Source organism: Elioraea sp. Yellowstone, assembly GCF_006704265.1.
GTDB lineage: Bacteria > Pseudomonadota > Alphaproteobacteria > Acetobacterales > Acetobacteraceae > Elioraea.
The window spans coordinates 1-6,663 of sequence record NZ_VIKA01000161.1; the positions used below are offsets into that span (position 1 = coordinate 1).

Here is a 6,663-nt window from a genome sequence, read left to right on the forward strand (position 1 = left end):
AAGATCCTGCGGCCTGCCCTGCCAGCGGCGCGACGGCATCCGCCTCGTGGGCTAATCGCGCACCCAGAACTAGCCCCGCACCCACGGCCTTCGCCGGGCGCGGGGGGGATGCCGCGCGCGCGGGGTCGCCGGCGGTATCCTTGGGCAGGAGCTCGATCCGCTCGGCGCCGTGCTCGAACAGGGCGAGCTGCGCGCCGTTCAGCAGCGCCTCGCCGACGGCGGCATGCGGACCCGAGAGCGGCAGCAGGAGCGCGGCGCGCAGCTTGCCGTCCGGCCCGACCAGCGGACGCGGCGCAGCACCGAGCCCCGCTGCGCTCGGCGCCGCCACCACGGCGCCCGCGCCCGGCCGCTGCACCGGCTGGGCCGCGCAGGCGGCCAGCGCCACGGCGGCGATCGGGATGCTAAGCATCGACCAGCGACGGGACCGAGACCTCACCGATGCACCCTCCTGCCGACGAAACGAAGGGCGTTGCCGGCCCCCCGGGGACGCTCACGCTGGTGGCGACACCGATCGGCAACCTCGACGACATGCCCGCACGGGGCATCGCCGTGCTGGCCGCGGCCGATGCGGTGCTGTGCGAGGATACACGCGTCACCGCGAAACTGGCAGCCCGCCACGGCATCGCGCCGTCGCTGGCCGCGCTGCACGAGCACAACGAGGACGCGATGATCCCGCGCGTGCTCGCGCGTCTTGCGGCGGGGGAGCGGCTCGCGCTGGTCACCGATGCCGGCACGCCGCTGGTCTCCGACCCCGGCTACCGGCTGGTGCGCGCGGCGATCGCGGCGGGGCATCGGGTCACCGCCGTGCCGGGGCCGTCGGCCGCGCTCGCCGCGCTCGCCGTCTCCGGCCTGCCGCCGGCGCCGTTCCTGTTCCTGGGCTTCCTGCCGCCCAAGGCGGGGCCGCGGCGCGCGCGCATCGGCGAGATCGCGCGGCTCGAGGCGGCCGGGCTCGGCGCCACGCTGGTGCTGTTCGAGGCGCCGCAGCGGCTCGGCGCGCTGCTCGCCGATCTCGCCGCGGGCCTGGGCGGGGAACGCCCTGCGGCGGTGGCGCGCGAACTGACGAAGCTGTTCGAGGAGGTGGCGCGCGGCACGCTCGGCGCGCTGGCGGCGCGCTACGCCGGCGAGACGCCGCGCGGCGAGATCGTGGTCGTCGTCGGTCCGGCCCCGCCGCAGCCGGCAGCGGGTGATGCGATCGTCGAGGCGATGCTGCGGGACGCGCTCGCGCGAGGCCTGGGCGTGCGCGATGCCGCCGCCGCGGTCGCCACCGCCACCGGGCGGCCGCGCCGCGAGGTCTACGCGCGCGCGCTCAGAGCATCCGGCCGAGAATGATCTTCTGCACGTCCGAGGTGCCCTCGTAGATCTGGCAGACGCGCACGTCGCGCCAGATCCGCTCGACCGGGTAATCGGCGAGATAGCCGTAGCCGCCGAGCGTCTGGATCGCCACCGAGCAGATCTCCTCGGCGGCCTCGGAGGCGTAGAGCTTCGCCATGCAGGCCGCTTCCAGCGCCGGTTCGCCCGCGTCCTTGCGGCGGCAGGCGAGATGGGTGAGCTGGCGCGCCGCCTCCAGCCTGGTGCGCGCCTCGACCAGGCGGAACCGCACCGCCTGGTGCTCGATCAGCGGGCGGTCGAAGGCGATCCGTTCCTTGGCGTAGCCGATCGCGTAGTCGAGGGCGGCGCGCGCCATGCCGACGCTCTGCGCGGCGATGCCGATCCGTCCGGCTTCCAGCGTCGAGAGCGCGATCCGGTAGCCATCGCCCGCCTGCCCGACCAGGGCATCGCCCGGCACGCGCATCCCCTCGAAGGCAAGCGCGCAGGTGTCGGAGGCGTGCTGGCCGAGCTTCTCCTCGACGCGCAGGACCTTGAAGCCGGGCGTATCGGTCGGCACGACGAAGCAGGAGATGCCCTTCTTGCCGGCCTTCGGGTCGGTCACCGCGAACAGCACGCAGACCTTGGCGATGCGGCCGTTGCTGATGAACTGCTTCGCCCCGTCGATCACCCAGGAGTCGCCGTCGCGCACCGCGCGCGTGCGCAAGGCCGAGGCGTCCGAGCCCGCCTGCGGCTCGGTGAGCGCGAAGCAGGAGACCGCCTTGCCGGTCGCCATCGGGCGCAGGAAACGCTCCTTCTGCGCCGGCGTGCCGAACCGCTCGAGGATCAGGCAGGTCGGCGCGTTGTGCACCGAGACGAGGGTGGAGACCGCGCCGTCGCCGGCGGCAATCTCCTCGAGCGCCATGGCGTAGGTGAGATAGTCGAGCCCGGCTCCGCCCCATTCCGGATCGACGGTCGCGCCGAGGAAGCCGAGTTCGCCGAGCGCGGCGATGATCTCGGGCTCGATCGCGCGGGCACGCTCGCGCGCCGCCGCACCCGGCGCGAGCTTCTCGCGCGCGAAGGCTCGTGCCGTGTCGACGACGAGGCTGCGCGTCTCGGCGAGCTCCGCCGGGGTCCGTTCCAGCATGGATGTCGCTCCTCCGTCCCGGCCGAAGGCTTACTGCGCCACGGCGGGCGCCGCCACACGCCCGGGTTGCGGAGCGGCGAGATCTGCGCGCAGGGCGGCACGCCGCGCCTCCGCGCGCGCGTGGCTCGTCCGCTTCAGCGGGCCGAAGCCGCGCACGGCGAAGGGCAGCCGGACCAGCTCGATCGCGGTCGCGAGCGTCGGGGGCGAGAGATGCGCGAGTGCCGCCTCCACGTCCTGCTCGAAGGCGACAATCATCGCCCGCTCGAGGCGGCGGTCCTCCTGCCAGCGGAACGGATCGGCGAGCGTGCCGCGCAGGCGCCTGCCCCGGCGCAGCAGGCGGAAGACCGGCAGCATCCAGCGTCCGGAAAGCGCCAGCTTGCGCCGCCGCCCCGTGGCCGGATCGCGGCCGAGAAACGGGATCGGCGGCGAGAGATGGAAGGTGAGCGGGGCCTCCGGGCCGAAGGTCTCGCGCAGCGAGCCGAGGAACGCCTCGTCGCTGAGCAGACGCGCGACCTCGTACTCGTCCTTGTAGGCGAGCACGTGGAAGTATCCCTCGGCGACGGCGCGCGCGAAGGCGCCGGGCGCGCCGGCGACCTCGGCCTCGCGCGCCGCGGCGCGCTCGACCAGCGCGCGGTAGCGGCGCGCCAGCCGGTCGTCCTGGTAGCGGACCAGTTCGACGGCGCGCTCGGCGACGATGGCGTCGAGCGAGTCGGGCGCGCGCGGGGTCGCGAGCAGCGCCTCGGCGAGCTTCGGGTCGTGGCCGAGCGCGCGGCCCCAGAGGAAGGCGCGCCGGTTCACCTCCACCGCCGCGCCGTTCAGCTCGATCGCGCGCAGCAGGCTCGCCTCGCGCAGCGGCACGCGGCCGCGCTGGAACGCCGCGCCGAGCAGGATCGTGTTCATCGCCTGCGCCTCGCCGAACAGCGCCTCGGCGATGCGCGCGGCATCGAGCCAGAGCGCGGCGCCCTCGGGGATCGCCGCCTCGATCGCGCTCCGATGCAGCGCCGAATCGAGCACCACGTCCGGATCGCGCACCAGCGCGGCGACCGCGCCAAGGGTGCCGTTGCCGATGACGGCGGCATCGCGCTTCACGCGCGGCAGCACGTCGCGCCCGGCCGCGACCGCCATGTCAGCGGCCAGCATCAGGTCGGCCCCGCGCAGCGGCACACGCGCCACGTCGAGCGCGGCCTCGTCGCGCGCGACGTGGACGTGGCCGACCACCGCGCCGTTCTTCTGCGCGAGCCCCGTGAAGTCGAGCGTACGCACCGCGCGGCCCTCGAGATGCGCGGCCATGGCGACGATCGCGCCGGTGGTGACGATGCCGCCGCCGCCGACGCCGGCGAACAGCGCGCGCCACGGCCGGTCGCCGATCGTGCCGAGGGGCGGGGCGGGCAGGCTGCGCGCGAACTCCGCCTCCATCTCCAGGATGCGCGCGGCGGGCCTGGGTGGGCGGCGCGCCGTGCCGACCGTGACGAAGGACGGACAGAAGCCCTTCAGGCAGGAGAGGTCGGTGTTGCAGGTCGAGGGCGAGATGCGGCGCTTGCGGCCATAGGGCGTCTCCACCGGCTCGATCGCCACGCAGTTCGACTGCACGGTGCAGTCGCCGCAGTTCTCGCAGACGCGCTCGTTGATCACCACCGAGACCTCGGGGATCGCCATCGCGCCACGCTTGCGCTTGCGCCGCTTCTCGGTGGCGCAGATCTGGTCGTAGATGATCACCGTCACGCCCGGCAGTTCGCGGAAGCGTCGCTGCACCTCGCGCAGCGCCTCGCGGGTATGCCGTTCGGTGCCCGGGGGCAGGTCGCGCGCGGCCGGCAGGCGCGCGCCGTCGTCGGCGATCACGGCGATCCGCGTCACCCCCTCGGCGGCGAGCTGTGTTGCGATCTGCGCCACGGACGGCCCGCCATCGACCGGCTGGCCCCCGGTCATGGCGACCGCGCTGTTGTAGAGCAGCTTGTAGGTCATGCGCGCCCCGGCCAGCACCGCCTGGCGGATCGCCAGCACGCCGGAGTGCTGGTAGGTGCCGTCGCCCATGTTGACGAACATGTGCGGGATCTCGGTGAAGGGCGCGAGTCCGACCCAGGTCACGCCCTCGGCGCCCATGTGGGTCACGGTCTTCGCCCGCCCGACCTCGCCGAGGGCCAGCGTGTGGCAGCCGATCCCGCCCAGCGCCTGCGACCCGTCGGGCACAACGGTCGAGGTGTTGTGCGGACAGCCGGCGCAGAAGAACGGCGCGCGCTTCAGCGCCTCGGCCGGCGGCGGCATGTCGAGCACCGGCGGCGCGGCCGTGATGCCGAGCGTGCCGAGGAAGCGCGCGAGCGCCCCGGCGACCGTCGCGGGTGAGAACTCGCCGGCCTCGGGCAGCAGCGGGGCCCCGTTCAGCCCGCGCTTGCCGGCGATCGCGGGGCGCCTGTCGGCCGGCAGGTTGTAGAGGAGGTCGCGCGCCTGGCGCTCGACCAGGCTGCGCTTCTCCTCGACCACGAGGACCGCGCGCTTGCCGGTGGCGAAGCGGGCGAGCCCCTCGGGCTCGAGCGGCCAGGTCATCGCCACCTTGTAGAGCGCGATCCCGGCCGCGGCGGCACGATCCGGCGGCAGGCCGAGATCGTCGAGCGCCCGGATCACGTCGAGATGCGCCTTGCCGGCGGTGACGATGCCGATCGGCGCGTCGGGCCTGCCCCAGAGCACGCGGTCGAACGCGTTCGCGCGGGCGAACGCGACCGCCGCGGGCAGCCGCTCCTCGACCACGCGACGTTCGAGCTCGGCCCGCTGCCCCGGCCAGCGCAGGGTCGGGTCGAGGTTCAGCCCGTGCGGCGGGATGACGACATCCGCGGGCACCGCGTAGCGACGCGAGGACGGAACGACGAGGGTGGCCGCGCCCTCGATGGTCTCGGCGATGGTCTTGAGCGCCACCCAGAGGCCACAGAAGCGGCTCATCGCCAGCCCGGCGAGGCCGAAGGACAACACCTCCTCGACGCCGGCCGGATTGAGGACCGGCATCATCACCGCCTCGAAGATCTGGTCGGTCTGGTGCGGCAGGACCGAGGACTGCGCGGCGTGATCGTCGCCCGCCACCGCGATCGCGCCGCCATGCCTCGCCGTGCCGAAGTAGTTCACATGGCGGAGCGCATCTCCGGAACGATCCACACCCGGTCCCTTGCCGTACCAGAGGGTGAACACGCCGTCGAAGCGCTTGCCCGGGAACACGTCCACCATCTGCGCGCCCCAGAGCATGGTGGCGCCGAGATCCTCGTTCAGTCCCGGCTGGAAGCGGATGTCGTGCGCGTCGAGCAGCCGGCGCCGCTGCCAGAGCTCCTTGTCGAGCCCGCCGAGCGGCGAGCCGCGATAGCCCGAGACGAGCCCGGCCGTGCGCAGCCCCGCCATCCGGTCGAGCCGCGACTGCTCCAGGAGCAGGCGAACCAGCGCCTGGATGCCGGTCAGCAGCACCGGGGCATCCAGGTCGACGAACCGGCTCTCTAGCGTGATGGGTGCGTGACCGCTGAGCGAGTCCATGCAGCACCGTCTCCCGTCAGACCGCACCACGCGGCGCTCTATTCAGGACAGCAAGGTTAACCGAAAACCCCATGCCATGTCCTTTTCGACTTGGCCGCGCATCGGCAACGCCCGGCAATTTTGCTGCGCTGCTTCCGAAACGCCGTGTCGCGGCTGCCCGCTCACCGCGGCGGCATGCGCAGCGCGCCGTCGAGCCTGAGCGCAGCCCCGTTCAGCATCGAGTTCTCGACGACCTCGGCCACCAGGCGGGCGAACTCCTCGGGCCGGCCGAGCCGGCGCGGGAACGGCACCTGCGCGGCGAGCGACCGCTGCACCTCCTCCGGCAGCCCTGCGACCATCGGCGTGCGGAACACGCCCGGCATCACGGTGACGACCCGGATCCCCCACTCGGCGAGGTCGCGCGCGGCCGGCAGGGTGAAGCCCAGCACGCCTCCCTTGCTCGCGGCATAGGCGGCCTGGCCGATCTGCCCGTCCTCGGCCGCGATCGACCCGGCGAGCACGATCACGCCGCGCTCCCGGTCCTCGCCGAGCGGCTCGAGCGCGGCCATCGCCGCCGCCGCCGCCGTCGCGAGCCGCACCGCACCCAGGAGGTTCACCGCGACCACCCGCTCGAACAGCGCCATGTCGTGCGGCTTCGGCGTGCCGGTGGCGCGGTCGCGGCGCACGAGGCGCTGGGCGGGGGCGATGCCGGCGCAGGCGAGCGC

4 protein-coding genes and 1 pseudogene are annotated in these 6,663 nt (G+C 74.0%); 1 reads left to right on the forward strand and 4 read right to left on the reverse strand.

The window, feature by feature from the left end; all coding sequences use genetic code 11:
- Window positions 1-409: pseudogene (locus FK498_RS16170) on the reverse strand (ABC transporter substrate-binding protein); the annotation flags it as partial.
- A 29-nt stretch (window positions 410-438) separates the two neighbouring features.
- Between FK498_RS16170 and rsmI the strand changes: the two are divergent.
- On the forward strand, window positions 439-1,329 hold the full coding sequence (rsmI, locus tag FK498_RS16175; protein WP_141856348.1) for a 16S rRNA (cytidine(1402)-2'-O)-methyltransferase: 891 nt from the start codon (window positions 439-441) through the stop codon (window positions 1,327-1,329).
- Here the strand turns inward: rsmI and FK498_RS16180 are convergent.
- From FK498_RS16180 to FK498_RS16190, 3 genes are all read right to left on the reverse strand, one after another.
- The gene (locus FK498_RS16180; protein WP_141856349.1) at window positions 1,307-2,452 is read right to left on the reverse strand and encodes an acyl-CoA dehydrogenase family protein; all 1,146 of its coding nucleotides are present in this window, start codon (window positions 2,450-2,452) and stop codon (window positions 1,307-1,309) included. The genes rsmI and FK498_RS16180 overlap by 23 nt on opposite strands.
- Before the next feature lie 30 nt (window positions 2,453-2,482).
- Complete coding sequence (locus tag FK498_RS16185) at window positions 2,483-5,959, reverse strand: indolepyruvate ferredoxin oxidoreductase family protein (protein WP_141856350.1); 3,477 nt, start codon at window positions 5,957-5,959, stop codon at window positions 2,483-2,485.
- Between the two features lie 161 nt (window positions 5,960-6,120).
- Window positions 6,121-6,663 (reverse strand): SDR family NAD(P)-dependent oxidoreductase (locus FK498_RS16190; RefSeq protein ID WP_141856352.1); only part of this gene is annotated, 543 nt, incomplete at its 5' end.